This is a genomic window from Bacillus nitroreducens (assembly GCF_964021195.1).
Genome location: NZ_CAXHYI020000003.1, coordinates 3,004,564 through 3,024,224, shown reverse-complemented (window position 1 = coordinate 3,024,224; position 19,661 = coordinate 3,004,564). Strand labels below are relative to the sequence as shown.

At 39.9% G+C, this 19,661-nt stretch carries 17 protein-coding genes, 1 pseudogene and 1 riboswitch; of the genes and pseudogenes, 1 reads left to right on the top strand and 17 read right to left on the bottom strand.

Going from position 1 to position 19,661, the window contains the following annotated elements; genetic code table 11:
- Positions 1-19: 19 nt before the first annotated feature.
- The 15 genes from ACWPVE_RS18640 to ACWPVE_RS18570 all read right to left on the bottom strand — a co-directional run bounded on the left by ACWPVE_RS18640 (position 20) and on the right by ACWPVE_RS18570 (position 14,156).
- On the bottom strand, positions 20-802 hold the full coding sequence (locus ACWPVE_RS18640; RefSeq protein WP_453995980.1) for an NUDIX domain-containing protein: 783 nt from the start codon (positions 800-802) through the stop codon (positions 20-22).
- Between the two features lie 132 nt (positions 803-934).
- Entirely contained in the window at positions 935-1,750 is an 816-nt protein-coding gene (locus tag ACWPVE_RS18635; RefSeq protein ID WP_453997631.1) for a cobalamin-binding protein, read from the bottom strand.
- A 32-nt stretch (positions 1,751-1,782) separates the two neighbouring features.
- Complete coding sequence (locus ACWPVE_RS18630) at positions 1,783-2,211, bottom strand: bifunctional adenosylcobinamide kinase/adenosylcobinamide-phosphate guanylyltransferase (protein ID WP_453995978.1); 429 nt, start codon at positions 2,209-2,211, stop codon at positions 1,783-1,785.
- Positions 2,163-2,786: a histidine phosphatase family protein gene (locus ACWPVE_RS18625; RefSeq protein ID WP_453995976.1), complete on the bottom strand. Its 624-nt coding sequence runs from the start codon at positions 2,784-2,786 to the stop codon at positions 2,163-2,165. Before ACWPVE_RS18625 ends, ACWPVE_RS18630 begins: the two co-directional genes overlap by 49 nt.
- Positions 2,738-3,496: an adenosylcobinamide-GDP ribazoletransferase gene (gene cobS / locus ACWPVE_RS18620; protein ID WP_453995974.1), complete on the bottom strand. Its 759-nt coding sequence runs from the start codon at positions 3,494-3,496 to the stop codon at positions 2,738-2,740. The genes ACWPVE_RS18625 and cobS overlap by 49 nt, the downstream gene beginning before the upstream one ends.
- A complete protein-coding gene (locus ACWPVE_RS18615; RefSeq protein ID WP_453995972.1) occupies positions 3,496-4,044 on the bottom strand; it encodes a bifunctional adenosylcobinamide kinase/adenosylcobinamide-phosphate guanylyltransferase in 549 nt (182 codons plus the stop codon). The genes cobS and ACWPVE_RS18615 overlap by 1 nt, the downstream gene beginning before the upstream one ends.
- Entirely contained in the window at positions 4,041-5,126 is a 1,086-nt protein-coding gene (gene cobD / locus ACWPVE_RS18610) for a threonine-phosphate decarboxylase CobD (protein WP_453995970.1), read from the bottom strand. Before cobD ends, ACWPVE_RS18615 begins: the two co-directional genes overlap by 4 nt.
- Before the next feature lie 16 nt (positions 5,127-5,142).
- Positions 5,143-6,117: an adenosylcobinamide-phosphate synthase CbiB gene (gene cbiB / locus ACWPVE_RS18605; protein WP_453995968.1), complete on the bottom strand. Its 975-nt coding sequence runs from the start codon at positions 6,115-6,117 to the stop codon at positions 5,143-5,145.
- A complete protein-coding gene (locus tag ACWPVE_RS18600) occupies positions 6,114-7,622 on the bottom strand; it encodes a cobyric acid synthase (RefSeq protein WP_453995966.1) in 1,509 nt (502 codons plus the stop codon). Before ACWPVE_RS18600 ends, cbiB begins: the two co-directional genes overlap by 4 nt.
- Positions 7,623-7,648: 26 nt before the next feature.
- Positions 7,649-8,200, bottom strand: a complete 552-nt coding sequence (gene cobO, locus ACWPVE_RS18595) for a cob(I)yrinic acid a,c-diamide adenosyltransferase (RefSeq protein WP_453995964.1) — start codon at positions 8,198-8,200, stop codon at positions 7,649-7,651.
- A 25-nt stretch (positions 8,201-8,225) separates the two neighbouring features.
- The gene (gene cobT / locus ACWPVE_RS18590; RefSeq protein ID WP_453995962.1) at positions 8,226-9,269 is read right to left on the bottom strand and encodes a nicotinate-nucleotide--dimethylbenzimidazole phosphoribosyltransferase; all 1,044 of its coding nucleotides are present in this window, start codon (positions 9,267-9,269) and stop codon (positions 8,226-8,228) included.
- The gene (locus ACWPVE_RS18585) at positions 9,266-10,654 is read right to left on the bottom strand and encodes a cobyrinate a,c-diamide synthase (RefSeq protein WP_453995960.1); all 1,389 of its coding nucleotides are present in this window, start codon (positions 10,652-10,654) and stop codon (positions 9,266-9,268) included. Before ACWPVE_RS18585 ends, cobT begins: the two co-directional genes overlap by 4 nt.
- Before the next feature lie 16 nt (positions 10,655-10,670).
- Positions 10,671-12,140, bottom strand: coding sequence for an adenosylcobinamide amidohydrolase (locus ACWPVE_RS18580; RefSeq protein WP_453995958.1), 1,470 nt, complete (start codon positions 12,138-12,140; stop codon positions 10,671-10,673).
- Positions 12,137-13,204: a FecCD family ABC transporter permease gene (locus tag ACWPVE_RS18575; protein ID WP_453995956.1), complete on the bottom strand. Its 1,068-nt coding sequence runs from the start codon at positions 13,202-13,204 to the stop codon at positions 12,137-12,139. The genes ACWPVE_RS18580 and ACWPVE_RS18575 overlap by 4 nt, the downstream gene beginning before the upstream one ends.
- Positions 13,167-14,156 (bottom strand): ABC transporter substrate-binding protein, encoded by a 990-nt coding sequence (locus ACWPVE_RS18570; RefSeq protein WP_453995954.1) that lies wholly within the window; start codon positions 14,154-14,156, stop codon positions 13,167-13,169. The genes ACWPVE_RS18575 and ACWPVE_RS18570 overlap by 38 nt, the downstream gene beginning before the upstream one ends.
- 178 nt (positions 14,157-14,334) lie before the next feature.
- Positions 14,335-14,536, bottom strand: a riboswitch (cobalamin riboswitch).
- A gap of 464 nt (positions 14,537-15,000) precedes the next feature.
- On the opposite strand from ACWPVE_RS18570, the gene ACWPVE_RS18565 reads away from it, so the two are divergent.
- Positions 15,001-15,285, top strand: a complete 285-nt coding sequence (locus ACWPVE_RS18565) for a hypothetical protein (protein ID WP_453995952.1) — start codon at positions 15,001-15,003, stop codon at positions 15,283-15,285.
- A gap of 168 nt (positions 15,286-15,453) precedes the next feature.
- On the opposite strand, the pseudogene ACWPVE_RS18560 reads toward ACWPVE_RS18565, so the two are convergent.
- A pseudogene (locus ACWPVE_RS18560) lies at positions 15,454-16,923 on the bottom strand (IS1182 family transposase); the annotation flags it as partial.
- A gap of 390 nt (positions 16,924-17,313) precedes the next feature.
- Complete coding sequence (locus ACWPVE_RS18555) at positions 17,314-19,569, bottom strand: family 16 glycosylhydrolase (RefSeq protein WP_453995950.1); 2,256 nt, start codon at positions 19,567-19,569, stop codon at positions 17,314-17,316.
- Positions 19,570-19,661: the final 92 nt, after the last annotated feature.

Genomic DNA, 19,661 nt, shown 5'->3' with positions numbered 1-19,661 from the left:
TTATAAATCAGAAAAAAAATTAGTACTTTGCATTATAGATGGATACATATGGATCAAAATCATTAAATCGATACAGCTGCGCTTTATTTTTCGACCAACGATTTGTTTTTTGAGGCTCTCCATCCTTCACAACTTTCTCAAGAAATGGAAGCGTTGGTGCCTTTCTGAAAAATTGAGAATCCAGTTTTAGCCACGGCTCATCCATGACGGTTAACAAGACGCCTTGTAGCTCAGACAAAACAAATTCCTTTGGTAAAAAGTTTTTCGCAAGCGTTGTTAATGACATATCCTTCTTTATAAACCATAAGGCATCATCTATGATTTGCTTGTGATCAAACGCTAGGTCAAGCTTTCCAACTTCATCCATCGTGAATAAATCGACTTCGCATGCGTCCTCTGCTGCCCTTCTTTTCACGAGCTGATTTTCTGGAACAATGGCATAATGCGCGTTAGAAATGATCCAGCCTCGCTTGTCTCGACCAGGTTTGTCGTATACTCCAAAATGCTTAATCTTTAATCCATCAATTCCCGTTTCTTCTTTTAGTTCACGAACAGCGGCCTCATAAGCCGTTTCCTCAGGCTTAATAAACCCACCAGGCAACGCCCATTTTCCTCTCTCTATATTAGACTCACCTTCTTTTGTTTGCTCCGCTCGCTTAATCAACATAATTTTCAATGTTTTTTCTGGCGGCTTATATGGAGCTACCTCTGTCGAAATAATCGTAAAAACAGCAATATCACTCGTATAACCGTCGGGGGTACGATACTTACTCACATCATATCGTAATAGCTCCTCACTCATCCTTGACTCACCTCAAATCAATATGATTTTTAATTAACATTTTGCTAATTGTTAATAACAATATATCAGATCTCTTCATAAAATGTTACAAAAAATTTCAAAAAAATGAAACAGCAGAACCGTCCCGCTGTTTCATTCTAGCAACGGATCTTTTCCTTCGACAAATGGAGGAAAGATCGCTGGATGGAGAATACTTGCTATTTTATTGAGTCCCACCAATAATCGTGGTGAAGGTCTGCAAAATAATGGTTCTTCTAAAATATACAAGTGATTATTTTGGATCGCCTGCATGGAATTTGATTGTGGACGTTTTAAAATCACTTTTGGGTTCACTCTGTCTGCTTGAACTCCCACCCAAATGATACACATCACATCAGGTTTTCGTCGTCTGACTTCTTCCCAATCTGTTTGGACACTTGCTTGATCTATATCTTGAAAAATATTTCTTCCACCTGCAAGCTTACTCATTTCGGTTAACCAATTTGTCGCCCCAGGTGTGAAAATCGGCTTTGCCCACCATTCCCAATAAATTGATTTCGGATGTTCGACTTGCTTAGATAAACGTTGATAGCTTTCAAGAATTTGTTGATATTTCTCAGCTAATCGGGTCGCTTTTTCATACACATTTGTTGCTTTTCCAACGAACAGTAAGCTTTCCCCAACTTCTTGTAAACTTTTGGGGTTTGGAACAATGACATACGGTAGATTTCGCTTCTTCAGTTCTTCAATATTTCGTTCCATCCCTGGTACACTTAGAGATGCTAGGACTAAGTCTGGCTGTAGCTCTTCTACCTTATCTATGTCTATCTGTAAATCAGGCCCCAATCTCGGTAATGTTTTCACCCGCTCAGGCCAATCGGAGTAATCATCTACTCCAATTAATGAATCCGTTAATCCAAGATACTCCACTAATTCCGTATTACTTGGACAAATCGAAATGAGCCTCATACTTGCCCCCTCCTTTTTACGAGATGAAACGTTTATTTCAACCTCTTTCTTAATCCATTCCATACGTACACCACTTCTTCTGACATCCTACCAGCATCCTGCGCCATCCACCCCATTACATCTCGTAGCATTCTGTCATTCTTTTCAATCGGTACGATGCCTCTTCCCACCTCTAGCATTACAAGCACGATTGGCATCTTTCGCTTTTTCTCCTCTGCAGCAAAAGACGTTAAAAGATGTGAAAAATCACTTCGAATATCGTTCATGCTTTTTCCATTGGTCAGGTCCTTTTCGATCCATTTTTCCCAACCTTCGACTACTAAAGGTGTATCATGCTCCCAATTGATTTTCCAATCCGTTAATGAATGTCCCATATAAGCAGAAGTCCAACTACATCTTTCATATTTCTCTCTCACGATTTTCCTTTTTCCTGCGAAGGCACCGCCGATAACGAGCTGCATGTCCATCCCCCCTCGTTCTTCTTAAATGTTAAACGTAGACAATGTCCATTCGGGATTGTAAGTTCCCAGAACGATAGAGAGGATACATATTTGGAAACAACATACCGAATCACGCCTCCATGAGTCATGATTAGAATGGTTTCATTGTTACGTATTTGTTGAAATCGTTCATGAAAGAAGGAATCAATTCGACCACTAAATGTATCAGCTGACTCCCCATTCGGAATCATGCCGTTCTCCCAATTGTCAAGCCAGTTCTGATACGTTTTCTGATTCTTTAACTCATCATATGTTTTTCCTTCCCAGTCCCCAAAGTCCAATTCTCTTAATCTGGCATCTACCGTTATCTGGGCTGGAATATCCAATAGTTCTAAAGACTCCTGACATCGTCGTAAATCACTTGTAAAAATGTGATCAAAGTATATATTAGTCAATTCTTTTTTAATCTTAAGTAGGCCTGATTGTTCACCTCTAATAATACCTTTATCTGTATGACCTAAATACCGTTTTTCTTTATTCCAAGCGGTTACCCCATGACGAACGAGATATACATCCATGTAATCGCAAGTCCCCATAATTCGCCCCCCTCTATCGCTGTGCCTAGTAAATCTCCATTTGTCCCTTTAAATGTATGCTTGATCCAAGCACCAAATACGATCATAAACACAATATATGCAGGAACGAAAATGAAACATTCAGGAAAGAAATATAAGAGTATCCCTACAGGTATCAACGCAGATAAAAAATCAAAACGATTGACGTTTTTCTTCCATTCCCATGCTAGGCCATGTTGTTTGGCTGTAGGTAGAAAAATCATGAGGCCTACAGCTCCTAATCGTGAAAATGCCAGAATAAAAAGAAACGAGGACAAGAGAATATCCGTTTCGATTAATGAATAGATAAAAAATGCTTTCCAAGCGAGCAAAAACAGAAGTGAAATCAGACCAAAGCTTCCTACATGTGGGTCTTTCATAATCTCCCATTTTTTCTCAAGAGGCGCATTTGATCCCATTGCATCCGCTACATCCGTCCACCCATCTAAATGTAATCCTCCAGTCAAATAGACCCATAAAGAGAGGATCAGCAATGTCATGAACAGGACAGGAAGATAAGGCTGTAAAAGCCATAATACCAACATAAGAATCGCACCTAATCCAACACCAACAAGTGGATAACTTCGGATTGCCCATCTACTTGTTTGTTTCGTCCATTGAGATTCGATTGGAAGAGGAATGCGTGTTAGAAATTGAACAGCTAATATAAATCCATACATTATGTGCTTCATCACATTTCTCCCTTCCAAAACAATGGGATCCCTGCTTGAACTTGAACGGCAATATCTGATTGCTGGACAATTAGGTTATGAAGACGTTGTAAGGTATACATATAGCGTTGTACAACCTCATCACGGTGGGAGATTCCCTCATTCACATCATTCGACACAATAAGAAGCTGAAATTGCTTTTCGCGTGCAATCGATAGCCAGCCATTCACACTCTTCTCTACTTCTTCCAACCTATATCCACGTTCGAACATGACATTGCTTAGCCAGATCGTCAAACAATCTAGTAAAATCACATCACCTTTTTTAAAGTTTGACAGAATCCGCTCAAGATGAAAGGACTCTTCAATTGTATGCCACGTCTCGCCGCGATCTTGTTGATGGATGCGAATCCTTTCTTCCATTTCCTCATCACTTTTTTTAGCCGTAGCCATGTAATGAAGAGTTGCGTTATGATGTACTTTTTTCATTTGCTCAAAATACGAGAGAGCGGTTTGTTCGGCAAATTGACTTTTCCCTGATCGAGCCCCACCTGAAATAAAACAAATCATGATTCATTTCTCCATTTTTGAAGTGCAGCCAGTAGCTGTTGATTTTCTAGATGTGACCTGATGGCGATTCGTATGTACCTTCCATGTAAACCTTTAAAGTTGTGAGTATGTCTTGTTAAGATTCCATTCTCCAATAAAAAATAAAAAAGATCATCGGTTCGATCTGGTGACTTTCTGTCCTGCAATAGATAAAAGTTTACGAGTGATGGCGAAAAGGAATAATCTAATTCTGTTAAACGACTACATACATCCCGCAATTCCTCATGTAACCAGCTTTTCGTTTTGTTTACAAACTCTCGGTCTTCTAGCAATCTTGGAACAACGGCATCTACTAAGGAGTTAATGCTCCACGGAATTTGTTCATTTTTCAACGTTTGGATGACAGTTGGGTGAGCCATGATATATCCAATTCGAAGCCCTGGAATGGTATACATTTTTGTTAACGAACGTAATAGGATTAGATTGGGATATGTCGATAACCATGACGTAAGGGTTGGAATGGAAGATGGTAAAAAGTCAACAAACGCTTCATCCACGACTACATATGTACCGTTTTTTTGTCCTATTTCTAAAAAATGCTGCAAATCTTCTTCAGGAATAACCGTTCCGGTTGGATTATTCGGTCGACAAAGAAACATCACATCTTTGTCAGCAAGCTTTTCCTCGATCAATTGAACGGGTAGGTCAAATCCATTTTCTTCATCAACAATTAGGTCCTCCACATCAATATGGTAATGTGCACAAGCTCTTTCATATTCCAAAAAGCTCGGATGAACAATGAGTGCTTTCCCTTGTTCAAAATACTTCGCCACTAAAAAAATCGCCTCTGCTCCTCCACTTGTTAAGAGGACCATCTCTTTGTCTATTCCTTCATGCTCCGCTACCGCAGCGCTTGCTTTCGAATATGTTGGATCTGGATAACGTGTGATGCTCTCAAATTGTTGTTGTAAAGCATCCGCTAACCAGGAAGGAGGTCCCAGCGGATTGAGATTGGCGCTAAAATCGAGCAATGGTTTCTCTTCCTTCAAATGTAACAGTTTTTTAATTGCCTCAGGTTGTCCCCCATGGTTGGGCCATTTCATCTTTCCACCTCATTTATCACGATTTAACTAGTAGGAGAATGCTGACACCGATTAGAAAGAATACGATCCAGCCTCCATGCATGTATCGAATAGTTTTTTCAATATCACAACTCACCATCGTTCGTAACGGGTCTCCCATTTGGGCACGTACTGATTTTTCACCTTGATAATAATTGATCCCGCCTAACTGAATTCCGAGTAATCCCGCTACCATTGCCTCTGACCAGCCGCTGTTTGGGCTTGGGTGTTTTTTTGCATCTCTCCATGTAGTTTTCCAGCCATTTGATATGTTAGATCCTTTGATAAAATATGCTGCCAGCCACATCGAAATAGCGGTCAGTCTCGCAGGAATCCAATTGACGAGATCATCCAGTCTGGCTGAAGCCCATCCGAATTGCCTAAATCGCTCATTTTTATATCCCACCATCGAATCTAATGTGTTAATAGCACGATAAACAAGCGCAAGGGGTGCCCCGCCAATGATTGCCCAAAATAAGGGTGCTGTGATCCCATCAACTGTATTTTCAGCCACCGTTTCAACTGTTCCTCTGACAATTTCAGTCTCGGATAAATGCTCCGTATCTCGGCCCACAATCATACTTAGCTTCTCTCTTGCTTCTGTAAGATTCCCCTTCTCTAATGGAACGAGGACTTCTTTAGCCGCAGACGAAAGACCTTTGATCGCAATCGTCATTGATATTACATACACCTGTATGAACATACCAACGATTGGATGTAATTGATAAGCCAACAAAACCAGGGATAAGCTCAGGAAATATACGAGTAGGACCACTGTTGCACATAAGCAAATCCCTTTCCATAATTTCCCTTTCCCTCGATTCCATCTCTTTTCTAAAAATGAAATCAATTTTCCTATTAATACAACAGGATGAGGTAACCACCTCGGGTCGCCTATTACGAAATCTAATCCAATTGCTGCCATTAAAATCAAACAAAATACGATTGTCGGTTCATGTACAACTCCCATCATTTCGATTCCTTTTGATAATCTACTAGTAATTGATTCAGGCGATCTAATTGGACATGTTCTCGCACCACGTTGGCTAAGATATCAAACCCTTCTTCTCTTTTTTCGGAAAAAGAGGCTCGATTCGTAATGGGCTCAAGCCCTTTCTTCCCTCTGATCTCATTTAGAAAAGCTTCACGAAATAAGTCATTATGAAAAATACCATGAAAGTACGTTCCGATGATATGTTTGTCCTTCGTGATCGTCCCTTCCCTTCGGTCGGCTAATTGGATAAAATGAGCACATTCTTTTTCAAAGGATGATTGTCCCATACGAATCTCATAACCTAAAACCGGAATGCGTCGCTCTCCAAAATGAGCCATTCCTTCTGATTGAATAGTTGTCTTATGTGTGGTCATCGAGGTTTTCATTGGAATAAGACCGAGTCCTTCTACACGACGATGCGTTGATTCCACTTCATGTGGATCTTCAATATACGTTCCTAACATTTGGTATCCACCACAGATTCCGACTACCGTCGTACCTTTTTCTACTAGATTTAATATCTGTGTGGCTAAACCTGTACTGTGTAAGGTCATCATATCCGCAATTGTATTTTTACTCCCTGGTAAAATCAGTACATCTGGATGTCCCAAATCTTCAGTCTTATTAACAAAGCGCACATGACAATCCTCTTCTTCAAAAAACGGATCAAGATCCGTAAAATTCGAGATCATCGGATGTCGTATGACCGCAATATCCATTTCCTTTGACTCATCCTGTTTCGAAGTATACGTATGTAACACAAGTGAATCCTCAGCTTCAATGAGGAGGTTCTCGATATATGGGACGACCCCTAATACAGGTACTCCCGTATATTCCTCGAACCAAGTTAACCCAGGCTGTAAGAGAGCAACATCCCCTCTAAATTTATTAATGATGACACCGATAACCCGCTTTCGATCCTCTGGCTCAAGCAGCTGTAATGTTCCTACTAAACTAGCAAAAACTCCACCTTTGTCGATATCCCCAACTAGGATGACAGGTGCATTCGCGATTCTTGCCACTCGCATATTTACAAGCTCCCGATCATTTAAATTAATCTCTGCAGGACTGCCCGCTCCTTCAATCACAATTCGCTCATAGCTTTTGGACAATCTATCATACGCTTCTCGGATCACCTGTAACCCTTGTTGAAAAAATTCCTCGCGATATTCTCCAGCTTTCATATTCATATACGGCCTACCATGAACAACAATTTGTGATTCAACGTTTCCATTCGGTTTGATTAAGATTGGAGTCATATCTGTGGTTGCTACGATTCGGGCTGCTTCAGCTTGAACACCCTGTGCACGACCAATCTCTTTCCCATCAACCGTAATATACGAATTCAATGCCATATTTTGCGATTTAAAAGGTGCCGTTTTAAATCCATCCTGAACAAATATTCGGCAAAGAGCGGTCACAATGGCACTTTTTCCAGCATCTGAGTGAGTACCTTGAATCATTACTGGTACAGCTCTACTCATTTGTGTGAGCTCCTGTTTTTTCACCATTAAAATTCAATACCTTTTACAGCTGGTATGCCTTCATCATAATAATGCTTTTCCACTTCAACTACGGAAACAAGGTCCGCTATTTCTCGAATTTCCTGCTTGGCATCTCTTCCAGTTAAAACGAGATGAACATGTGACGGTTTATTTTTTACGACTTCAATCACTTCGTTTAGTGGTAACACATCATCTATTGGAAATGTATCAATGGCTAATGCATTGTTAATTTCATCGAGAATGACCACATCATATTCCCCACTCATGACAGCTTCCTTTGCCTTGACCCACCCAGTTTTTAATGCTTCACGATGCTCTTCTGGGGTCTTTGTCCAGGTAAATCCTCTTCCAAGCTGTTCCATCTCAACCCCAAGCTTACGTAGAGCAATTTGTTCCCCATACGTGCGTTCAGGTGATTTAATAAATTGATAGATTTTCACACGCAAGCCTCTTCCAACAGCTCGAAGTGTTAAACCTAAAGCTGCTGTTGTCTTTCCTTTTCCATCTCCCGTATACACAAGTGTTAATCCCTTTTTCTTACTATTTACTTGTTCCATATGAACCTCCTAGATTAATAAAGTTTTATTTTTCCGTCGAAATTCCTGCCGAGTCAAAGGTTGCCATTTCCTTCAGCATGAGTGTAGCCGATTGAATCATCGGAAATGAAACAGCTGCACCTGTTCCTTCTCCAAGTCTAAGACCTAGATTAATAATCGGCTTCTTCCCTACATGTGAAAGTGCGATATTGTGACCAGGTTCCATCGATTGATGTGTGACCATGATATAGTCATTCACACTTGGGGAAATTTTTTTTGCTACTAATGCAGCAATGGTACAGATAAACCCATCTACGAGAATCGGTACCCTTTTGCTCGCTGCTCCTAGCATGGCGCCTGCCATTGCCGCAATTTCTAATCCGCCTACTTTCGATAAAATATCAAGTGCATCATGTGGATTTGGATTCCTCCGTATAAGTGCCTGTTGAATAATTTCTATTTTATGTAAAAGGGAAGCATCTGAAATCCCCGTTCCCCTTCCTACTAGAAGGGGTATATCTTCACCACTTAAAACGGCTAGAATAGCACTGCTTGATGTTGTATTCCCAATCCCCATTTCCCCGAGGATTAGACATTGTGCCCCTTCTTCAATGATTTGTAAGGCTTGCTGATAGCCAACATCAATCGCTTGTGCAGCTTCTTGGCGACTCATCGCATCTTCCAGATAAAAATTTCCAGTACCATAGCGAATCTTTTGATTAATTAAACCCTCATGTTCAATGTCGGTTGCGACTCCAACATCGATAACCTTCAGAATCGCACCTATTTGTCTACTAAAGACATTGATGGCTGCACCACCATTTAAGAAGTTTCGAACCATCTGTTCAGTTACGGCTTGCGGATAAGCCGAAACACCTTCTGCAGTGATGCCATGGTCGGCCGCAAACACAAGTACACCTGGTGGCGTCACACTCGGGAATGGTTCATTCTTCATTTCAGCTAGATGAATCGCCATTTCCTCTAGTCGCCCAAGGCTACCGATTGGCTTTGTTAACGTATTGATATACTCACTAACTTGTCTTCCTATTTCCTTGTTTATCTTTGGAATAGATTCATATGTTTGTTTCATCTTGAGTTCTCCTTACTTGTTTGATATTCTACACATTTCTTAATCCAATTCTGTACCATATTTAGGTTAGAGCCAAAATGTAGGTGGGTGTAGGCCGCTACTAGATTGTAGGTTTGATAGCCTTCCTTTTTCACACCACGTAGCCCTTTTGTTTCATAGGCATGGACTTGTTCAGTCTCATTTACCAAAAAAGACGAATAATGAAATTCATGCCCTCTCCCCATTTCATTAGAAAGAATGAAATTGTTATTGAGACCACTCACTTCTCGATATCCCAAGGCTTGTATATGGGTGTGCATTTGAACCTTACCAGGGATAATTCCGATCATTTGATATTTCTTCTGGTCTGTCGTTTCAATCGATTCGGCCAAATACATGAACCCGCCACATTCAGCAAGAGTGGGAAGCCCCTCTTTTATCGCTTTTTGTATCGATTCCTTTGTCTTTATATTCGATTCCAATAACGCAGCGAATTCCTCTGGGAAACCTCCACCTATATAGAGACCATCTACACCACTTGGCAATTCTTCCTTAGCCAATGGAGAAAAATAAACCAATTCTGCTCCATGAACTTCCAGCAATTCTAGATTCTCAGGATAATAGAAATTAAAGGCGGCATCCTTTGCAACAGCTATTTTCGTGATTAGTTCTTGCTTCTTTTCAAATAAAGAGGATTTATTTTTTTCATGTAACGGTTCTGCTACTGCTACTTCCAGCAATCGATCAAGATCAATCGTCTCTGAAACTAAGTCACCCACCTTATCAAATAACGGCGTCAGTTCACCCCGTTCAATAGAAGGAATAAGTCCAAGATGTCGTTCTGGTATTTCAATCTCGTCATCTCGTTTCAAATACCCAATCACAGGAATATGACATTCCTGTTCAATAGCTGTTTTGACAAGCTGAAAATGTCCCTCGCTCCCCACTCTGTTTGCAATCACTCCGACAATATTGAGTCCTTCTGCAAACAGTTGAAACCCCTTCACAATGGCTGCCGCACTTCGAGCCATGCTTTCACAATTGACGACAAGCAAGACAGGACTTTTCGTAATGAGGCTAATCTCTGCGGTACTACCTTCATTCGTTTCTGGACTTTTCCCATCAAAAAATCCCATCACACCTTCTATAATTGAAATATCTGCACCACGACTTCCATGTGTGAAAATATCCAAGACTCTTTCATGAGTTAGCATCCAACTATCTAGATTACGTGAAACTCGTTTTGTTACGGCAGTATGATAGGTCGGGTCGATATAGTCAGGACCACATTTAAAGCCTTGTACGCGAAGGCCACGTTTCATAAGTGCTGACATAATTCCAATTGTTAAAGTTGTTTTTCCAACACCACTCCCAGTACCTGCAATTACAATCCGTCGTTCTGTCATTGAAACCCCACCTTCATTATTTTGCAACTCTATGTACATATTTTTGGATGGCTTCTTTTGTTGCTTCATACACGATTCGACCAATCCCTTTTCCAACCGTGGTTCCTGAACCCGCGTATGGTGTCTTCTCTCCTTGTTGCGTAAGACCGAGAAGGAGTGAATCCGTTGATGTGCCTGTTGCAATAGTGTTGGACAAAGGATCCTTAATCTTCATATCGAGTAATGCTTTTGTTTTTGCTTCTGTCGCTGACATAAAACCATTGACTAGCGCGCCATCTGAAAAATGTGAATCAATGAACAGCATCGTGTTAATAGTTCCTACTGTTTGACTCACTTTTGCTTGTGAAGGACTTGTTATATCGACAGCATTTCCAGTACCTGCCGTTACAACAGCTAGCATTTGAATTCCTTCAAATTCTTCATGACGAATAACCACATCTTCTATTTGAACGGCCGTCATCATACCAACCGCTTGATCATGAGGGATGGAGTACTCTCTCATCCAATTTCGCACATCTTGATCAGGCCTTGAACCGTTATAACTCTTATCCACATGAAAATTACAAAAATGCTTTAACCACTGAATCCCATCCCCAATGACCCCATTTGATAATGTTCGCAATGGTTGATCGAATTGAACATGAATATATTCCTTCGTTTGATGAATCTGATAGGAATCTTCAAAACGTGTACGAGGTTGTACTTGTTGGTAACCTGGTGTCATTAACAGTTGTGGTTTTGAAATCGTCGGATGTGATCCAAGCTTAATTTCCACTTCATACACCTTCTTTAGTTGGTCTGTCTTTCTGAAATGGTCAACATCTCCCACTTCTAAAAAACGGCCCTGGTAAAGCATGGCGATTCGATCCGCATACTGTGAAGCTACATTTAAATCATGCAGAATGGAAAAAATAGTTAACCCGTTACTTTGCTGGCGTTCTTTTAATAAATCCAGCATGTGGAATGTGTGTTTCACATCTAAATGATTGGTTGGCTCATCTAAAAGCAAAATCTCAGGCTCTTGTGCCAAGGCTTTCGCTAATAACACCCGTTGCTTTTCCCCACCACTGATCATTCGGAAAGGTGTGTTTCGAAATTGACTGATGTCTGTAATGTCCATGACCTCTTCAATGACATTCCGATCCACTCTGGTTAGCTGTTTAAATAAACCTTTTTGATGTGGATATCGCCCTAAACTCACAATTTCTTCTACTGTATAGTCAAATGAAACATTTGCCTCCTGCGTAAGAACGGCCATTTTCCTCGCCTTCTCAAGCTTTGAAAGCGTTGAAATTTTTCCCCCAGAGAGAAGCACTTCACCTTCTAGAATTGGCAATTGGCCCGTGATCAGTTTAAAAAGGGTTGTTTTTCCACTTCCATTTGGTCCTAAAAGGGCAAAAAATTCACCCTGATGAATCTCAAGATTGATTCCGTTTATAATCGGGGAATTCGAATAACCACCAACTAAATTATGAATTGTAATCATCTACGTTCCCCTCCCACTCTTTCTCTGATTAACAATACGGCAAAAACTGGTGCACCAATTAAAGCTGTCACAACACCAATGGGGAGTTCTTCTGGAGCAATTATCGTTCTAGATACTAAATCTGCTAGTATTAGAAACGCTCCTCCTACCAACAATGAAAGTGGTAGAACATGGCGATGATTGGGCCCTGTAACTATCCGCACTAAATGGGGGATGACAAGTCCTACAAAACCAATCGACCCAGACACCGCCACAGCTGCACCTGTTAGTAAGGAGGCTCCAATAAGGATAGCTAACTTTCCTTTCTTCACATCAACCCCAATATGATCTGCGGCATCCTCACCGAGTGCTAACGCATTCAACTCCCGGTAATGGTAGAACAAAATAAGGAAACCCAACAGCATAAATGGAAGAATCAACTGAACATGACTCCAGCCTCTTAAACCAACGCTGCCATATAACCAATAGATAATTTGAGTCATAGATTCTTGGTCGCTTAGTGAAATAATGAGGGAAACAACTGCACCAATAAACGAACTTACAATAATCCCCGCCAAGATAATCGTTTCAATTGCTAAACTTCGACTACTCAATCGAACCAGTCCGAACACAATGAGAAGTGAAGCAAAACCACTTACAATTGCCACAACAGGTAGCGTAAAGTTCCCTAACCCAAAGATCGAAAATTGAAAAAAGATCACAAAAACCGCACCAAGTGACGCACCAGATGAAACCCCGATTGTATAAGGATCCGCTAATGGATTTCGTAATAAGCCTTGGAAGGCAGCACCCGCTAATGCAAGGGATGCACCTACCATAAATGCCAGCATGACCCGTGGTAACCGGATATTCCAAATAATCATCTCTTCATTTCGAGCCACTTCGGTTAACCAGCCCCAGCCAAAGGTTTTGTCTAGGACAATATGTAAAATCGTTGGAACAGGAACTTTGACACTACTAATCAATAAGCCTAGGAGGGCTGTACTAAGGACAAACCCTCCGCTTAGAATGTACAGCCATGCACTTTTATTGGTTAAAAACGTCTGGGTAAATATGTTTCGCAAGAGTCTCGACTCCTTCAATTAACCGAGGACCTGGTCTCGTAACTGTATCGCTGTCCACATCAAAGACCTGTTTATTTTTCACTGCTGGCACTTCAGACCAGCCTTCACGTCCATATACTTCTTCTGTTGGATTTTCTATGTAGTAGCCATAAGTAGTAATAATTACATCAGGATTTAATTGTACAATTTCCTCCTCTGTTAACTGTACCCACCCTTCATGCTCCTCTGCTACGTTGATTGCTTGAATGGCCTCGATCATTTCATGCATGAACGTACTGGTTCCAGTTGTAAATATATCGGGAGCTGGCGAAACCTCAACCCACACTTTCTTTTTATCCGTAATAACTGAAGCTTTTTCCTTGAGTTCGTCAAAACGATTTTTCATATCAGTCACAATTTCGTTTGCCTCAGCTATAGTTCCTGTCGCTTTTCCAATCATTTCAATATGTTTATATGCATCCTCAAACGATGAAGCACTTCCAATGACAACCACATCAATTCCTGCTTCTTCAAACTGCTTCAAAATATCAGGATGTGTATTGTAATGATAATCCGTCACAAGTGCTAGGTCTGGAAGAAGGGAGAGTACCACTTCCGCATTGATATCCTGTGCCCCTACTTTTTGAATCTCAAGTGCTTCCGCTGGATAATTATCATAATCAGATACACCAACAATTTTTTCACCTAACCCAAGTGCAAATGCAATTTCTGTAATACTTGCCTGAATGGAAACAATGGTTTCAGGCTCATCTTCTATCGTCACTTCTCGGTCCGCGCTATCTTTAATCATAATTGGAAATTCTTGATTGCCATTCTCCGCTTCAACATTTTCAACCTTTGGAGCTTCCTCCTCTTGAGACACTTTTTCCTGCGAACTACAACCCGCTACAATGCCAATCGTGAAAAGAAAAAGTAGGCTGAGTAGACCCCATTTTTTCAACATTTCCTTCATTTAATTTTCCCCCTTTTAATTCTGAACACAAAAAAACGCCATTCCAGAGGAAGAGCGTTTCGTAAAGGCAAAATGAACCACTATTTGTTATCGAACTCTCGTAAAGTCATTCTACGATAACAAATAAATATCATATGATCGATTTTTTTGCACTTTAAACGTTCCTTTCCTCGAGGAAGCTTAAAAAAACAAATAGGCAGGTCTCCTGACTTACGAATCAACGGTTGGTTATTCCTTCCCATGCAAAAAACACAGTGGATCTTATAACCTTCCTCCTCGCTTACAGTGGCGGGACCGTGTTGGACTTACACCAACTTCCCTCTTAGTCTTACATTCTCTTAGAAAAAGAATTGTAAGAAACCTATTTGCGAAATATTCATTTTTTTGTATTCTGAAGAAAGTATAGTACAACCCTATGGTTTTGTAAATAGATCAAGATAGGCGCAGATCCTTTTTGGTAGTTTTTATCCTAATGTAATCACTATTTAAGTAGAGCTTCATCCTCTTGAAAAATTTGCTTACCATCCTTCATATATTCAAACTGCTCCAAGAAAAAACATGATTCAAAATGTGAAGAAAAATTGAAAGAGATGATCGATTCATAAAACTTTTTAAATATGAAGTAAAAGAATATCATAATTAAGCCTAATGCCGCGAAAGCCATTCAACCCTTAGTTATTGAAAACGAATTAAGTTCCAAGAAAAACCAGTCCTACTAGGCACTCATCTATACCTCCTCCCATATGGACACATACACTAGGTTGAAAGCTCATATTAGGTAAACATCACATGTTTTAAAAGGGAATTTATGAGTTTCAAGATTGCACATGAGGAGGAATGTACGATGTACACTCAGTATCAGCCTATTCAACATTATGGAAATGATGAGAGGATTATTCGAAGACCAGGATTTGGGTTCGGCCGTCCAGGATTTGGCTTTGGTCGTCCAGGATTCGGGTTTGGCCGCCCAGGATTCGGGTTTGGCTTTGGTCGTCCTTGGGGCTGGGGCTTTGCACCATTCTTAGGCGGCCTTGCAGGCGGACTACTAGCTAGTGCTTTAGTTCCCCCATTCTATGGATACGGATTCGGATACCCAGGCTTCGGATACGGTTACCCATACTACTGGTAAATGAAACACGGGGACGGTTCGAGACCAGTGAAAAAGTAGAGGTTTTTTTCACTCCCACTCCCATTTCTTCGAAATTTTAAAATTGACTACCAAAAATGGGATTATTTTTATTGAAACTTATTATTATGAGGGGGTGGGTGTTCCATTCCCCCTTTATTTAACTGATGAAGCGGATGCAATAGCTGCTATCCGCTTCAAGTTAACTGCTATGGCTGCCAATTTAGATTGTTTAGACACACTTAATAGACCATACCCCCTGGCTCGGGAGAGGCCGTGAAAACGTTTGAGCTCTGCATTCTTACCTTCGATAGAAGCCCTCTTCTTATATTTTTCTTTAAACTCCTCTGACTTCTGAAATTGTGATATTTCATAAAACTCTGTGGTGTTTTTTCCGACGACAAGGATTCTTCTTGCTGATTTTTTTGCGCATTGGTCATGTAAAGGACAGGTCTTACATTGCTTAATATCGAAATAATATTTATACCCTGTTCTATCACCGTCTTTATTTTTAGTGTTAAAATGTTTCTTCTGAATGGTTGTATTTCCTTGGCTACACTGCCACTCATCAGAGTCTTTGTTATATGTAAATTCACTTTCATCTATTCTATATACAACGGAACTCACAGGAATATAAGCCTTTGCTTCAAAGACTTTAATTTCATCCAAAATTGATTTTCTAAAATATGCTTTATCTGCGTAAACTTCTTTTACCTTAATACCAGAAGATAAAGTGTCATTCAACATTTCATTTGTAAAATTGCCATCCATATAAGATCCGCTGGCTGTACGAACAGAAGTGATAATTCGTTCGTCTGTTGTCATAACAAATTCGGTTTTATAGCCAAAAAAATCTTGGGACTTACTTTTGCGTCCAACCCGAGCATCTTCATCTATAACGGAGCGAACACCTTTTTGCTGCATAAATTTTGGATCGTTAATAATCTCTTTTGTCTTTTTGATCATTTCATTGGTATTTGATTCTGTAGGAGTTACCTGCTTTTCTACACATTCAATCACCCTATCAACGTACTCTTTCATAACAGCCTTCGCTTCTTTATGATCCTCAATTTCCATATATTCTGGTTCTGCAGGCAAGTCAACAGGTACCTGGCCAGTTTCTTCTTCTAGTGCTTTAAGGACTTTTCGTGCTAAATGTTTCATCAGTCTTTCAGGTGTTTTCTTAATAGTATTTGCTTCAATGTGTGTTGCGTCAATACTGACACTGTTTCCTTTAATAAGCCCTTTGTCCACACATTGTTCAACAATGTGTGTCAAAATCTTATCCAAAGGTTTATCATCTGGAAACCGTTTTGTTCTAAACTTTGATAGTAGACTTTTATCGGGAAGTGTATCTTCGGGGTCAAGACCAAGAAAATACAAATAAGCTAGATTATAGCTAGCTTCATCAATCAACCTCTCGTCAGAGAGGTTATACATTTCCTGAAGGAAAAGGAGTTTACACATTAACTCAGGTTCTTTTGCCGGTCTTCCAAAAGTTTCGCAATAATATTCCTTAAGTATTTCATTAATAAAACTAAAATCTATTATACTAACTATCCTTTTAAGGATATGATTTTCCGGAATTTTATCGTATAATACAGAATGAAAGCTATATTGCTTTGGCACTAGTCGAAGCATATGAAAAACCCCCTATGGTTTGGTGTCTAGTCAACATCCATTATACCATTTAGGGGGTTTTTCATGTTTGGAAAACCGAATGACTTTCAACTTTTTATAAAAAGCTGATTTAACTAAAAATTTTATGACTTTTTCAGTGGTCTCGGACGGTTCTGCTGTTTCACTTACCAGTATAGGTCGAAACCGTTCCTTCTTTCTTAAACACAGGAACGGTTCAGTTGTTGTTTGATCTAAAATTGTTTCATTCATGGCTAACTTTAACTCTTACCTGAAAATGATTAAGTCTACTTCATTAATAAAAAACCATGGTTAGGTAAAAAGGTGTTGATATCAGCTCCACCTCTGAATCAACACCTTTCCCATTTTTACACACTTTTTACAATATATACTCTATTCCATTTCAAATACTCCAATTCTACGGATCTCTTCCGCCTCGACTGTTATTTTCCCGTCTTTGTACTCTCCTCCAATAACTTCCCATTTCTCCGTTGTTTCCTTGTATTCTAAGGCTTTTACATTTTCGGGATTGTTCACAAGGATAGAATCGATCGTAAATGTTAACCCTACTTTTCCAGTAAATTTATGATTCCCTTTTGGTTTTATCGTAAAGTCATAACCAACTAAAACGGACTTTTCTTTTACGTTTTTTTCCTTTACTTTAAATTCTGTTTCACGGTCAGGCAAATCAGCTGCCAGGACTTTAAGATCAACTACCCCATTGGAGATCAGGACAGTTGCATTTGCTTCTTTTAGCATTTTAATGGCTTCTGTTGTTAAGACGACTTTAGCATTTTTCTGTTCAGCAATCTCCACCACAACATCTACATATTTCTCTAGCTCACCTAAATCTTTGGCATCGACGGTATATTTATTACCTTTCCGGTCTGGATGAATCTCTGTTTGTGGTCTAGGTTCTACAGTTAACTTGACTGTTTTTCGTGTCACTTTAGCTGAAAGATCCTGATCAAGATTTACACCTTTCGGATACGCACTATAATGAATATTATATTGGCCAACAGGGAGTTCTGAAATTTTCTCCATTTCATGTTTACCCTTAATTAACAACTGAACATTTGTGTTGCCTCCTGTTGGAGAAAACATATATTCATCTTCAATCGAGAAGTCGATTTCATTATTCTCTTCTGTTTGTAATCCTGCTACTAAATCAACACTTTCACCTTGTGTAATGGTAACGTCCTCCGCACCATCAAGTGTTGGAGCAGTTGCGTAATATTTCATCGCATCTTCTTCTTGTTGAGCGGTCTTCATATACCTTACATAATCAATTTCATACTTCGTACCTGCTAAATCTTCACCAACTGGACCTGGCCATGCTCCGCCCATCGCTAGGTTAAGTTGAATATAATGAGGCTTATTAAAAACCAACATTGCTAGGGGATCATCTGAATAATCAACCACTCTCACGATTTTATCGTCTACGTACCATTTGATGATTCCCTCTGACCATTCGATTCCAAACACATGATAATCATCGTTGAAATTCCCTGCAGGGATGGAATATCCTGTACCATTTCCTGCATATTTACCGTTATTTTCAGTGCCTGCCCCATAATGCATGGTCTGCCAAACAGTACGGTTGTACCAATTTCCGTCTTCTGCTACTCCAACTAACTCGGTAATATCGATTTCACCCGTTCTTGGCCAACCACGCCCTTGTAATCCATTGATTTTCCCATCAAGAACAAAATCGGCTCCTAAGGTCCAGAATGCTGGAAATACACCTTGGCCCTTCGGCAATTTAGCACGCATTTCAATTTTTCCATATAAAAATTCACGCTTACCGTGCGTACGAATACTTCCCGAGTTATAGATTACTCTTCTATCAGGATTACGGGGATTATTATAATGATCTTCTACCGCACGATCCGTTGCTTGTAAAACAAGATTGCCGTCTTTCAGATATACATTTTCTGGATTATTCACATAATGCTGTTGTTCCCAGCCACGAATGGAGCCAAGCTCATAACCCCAATCGTCCATATTTAATTCATCTTGATCGAAGTTGTCTTCCCAAACCACGTTGTATTCAGGGTTTTCTTCTTCGTCAGTACTTTCATCAATCTTGACCATTGCCACATTGTCTATGTAGAGATTTGCTTTTTTTGTCACTTCCTGATCAGACCATTTCACTAATTGGATTAAAACTTGAGTATGATTTCCTGAGTTGAATTCGTAAGAAACTTCTTCCCAATCTAAACTGGTAATGGCTTGATCAACTATCGTTCCACTAGCATCCATTCCTTCTTTCGTAATAACGGAACCCTGGGCACCATTATTCCACCATCTGCCTGTGAAAATTCCTGTTGCTCCTTCAACGTCTACTTTACCCATGGCAGTTACACGATAGGTGGTGTTAGGTTCTACGTTCACGATTTGCCCAATATACCCACTACCAAAATTCCCTGACAGCGCTGTATTTGGCACACTACCTGCTCTATTTCCATCACCATAGCTTTCACCAGTAACAATAATACCTTGATTTGTACTATTCCAACTATTATCTTCTAATTCAAAATCACCATTTTTAATCAAGTTTACATTTTCTTCTGAAAATACAGCCATTGAAAATATGAAACTAAATAACACGAGAGTAAAAAGAACTGTCAGAAATCTACAATTTTTCAAGAAAAGCACCTCCATCGTTTTATCCATTCGTACGGACTTGGTTATTCCTTCTAAAAGTAACGAATGAAACCGTAATAGCTTTCAGTTAATCA